This is a genomic window from Rodentibacter trehalosifermentans (assembly GCF_002000545.1).
In the GTDB taxonomy this organism is placed as follows: domain Bacteria; phylum Pseudomonadota; class Gammaproteobacteria; order Enterobacterales; family Pasteurellaceae; genus Rodentibacter; species Rodentibacter trehalosifermentans.
Window position 1 is genome coordinate 1 of sequence record NZ_MLHL01000120.1, and the last position, 1316, is coordinate 1316.

Genomic DNA, 1316 nt, shown 5'->3' on the forward strand with positions numbered 1-1316 from the left:
TCTACGTCAGCCCCTTATTTTTTAAATATTCATTTTTATAAAACTCTACTTTTTTATCAATAAAATCTTGAGCGTAAGATCGATAGTGGAAATAATTACCTGTCCCAAATAAACCTATTCTAGAAGGATTAGCATAATATGAAATAATCTTATCAGAAACACGATATAAAGTATCATCATTATCCCAATCTTCAATTCCCGTAGGATTTTTTCAAAAAGTTTGTCTAAATAAATTAATGCCGATCTTTCCGCTGCTTCTGATTTTATTTTTGAACAGCCATAGACAATGATGAACGTCTAGCCTTCTGATTACCTGATTTTGCGGCATCAATATAAATTTCCATTATACTGTCAGGGTAATATTTAATATCCTCACCATATTCATCTTTACAAGGTATCTCCACGTATCCCGATTCAATAAGCTCATATTTGGCATTAGTACTGCCTAATTGAGCTAAAATAGTACGGCGAGTTTTATGATTTATGCTATTCCAAACAATGACGCCAATGCTTATAATGACCACAGCCAAAACAGATTTTTTTCTTGATTTTAATTTATTTAGAATATTCATCATTCACCCTATTTTTCATAGAAAAAACAGCCTTAATAAATTAAGGCTGATATTTTAATAATCATTCCTTCCCAAGATAATATCTCAAGATATCTAACTTATCTGAATCTATATCTATTTCAATTGGTATAGAGACAATTTTCTCAAGATCTTTTAGTTTATCCTTATCGTGGTTAAATAGTGCTAAAATGGTTTCAAATTGCGTTCTATTAAACCAAATCACTAAATTACCTAATTCTTCACCACTCATTATTTCAATTTCATCTGAAAAAATCTTTTGAACATCCTGATTATTCATAAATCACCTCGATTAAATTAGTTCCAACTGTCTCATTTTGCTTTTTTATAAAGCAAAATTCATTCTTTCTCCCAATAAAATATCGGGCATAATTAAAACAACTTCACGCCCTATAACTATATTTTGTTTTACAGGAGTTATTACTTTTCTCTTGTAGAGAAAAGTAATACTATTGTACAATAGTTGAGTTTTTAAAACCCTTATAAATCAATAGATTAGAAATCTTATCGTTACTCCAAATATGGGGAGATAAGGCGTTTTTGAATAGCTGAAAATCAGAATGTTTAGGGTATTAATGATAAAAAATGGATAAGAAGAGAGAATATTTTTATGATAAAAGAGCGGTGGTTTTTTCGTGAGTTTTTGGATTGATGGAGAAAATAAAAAGTTTGGAAAAATTGACCGCTCTTTGTTTTTATATCACAACTGCTGATTAGGTTGATGTT

2 protein-coding genes are annotated in these 1316 nt (G+C 29.6%); both read right to left on the reverse strand.

All coding sequences use genetic code 11. The features are described 5' to 3' along the window. Positions 1-263: 263 nt before the first annotated feature. Positions 264-572, reverse strand: coding sequence for a hypothetical protein (locus tag BKK52_RS13245; protein WP_077473521.1), 309 nt, complete (start codon positions 570-572; stop codon positions 264-266). Between the two features lie 61 nt (positions 573-633). Next, on the reverse strand, positions 634-870 hold the full coding sequence (locus tag BKK52_RS13250; protein ID WP_077473522.1) for a hypothetical protein: 237 nt from the start codon (positions 868-870) through the stop codon (positions 634-636). Between the last annotated feature and the right edge of the window lie 446 nt (positions 871-1316).

Coding starts and splice junctions, on each gene's coding strand:
- BKK52_RS13250 (WP_077473522.1), bottom strand. CDS start 870: ATGAATAATCAGGATGTTCAAAAGATTTTTTCAGATGAAATTGAAATA.
- BKK52_RS13245 (WP_077473521.1), bottom strand. CDS start 572: ATGAATATTCTAAATAAATTAAAATCAAGAAAAAAATCTGTTTTGGCT.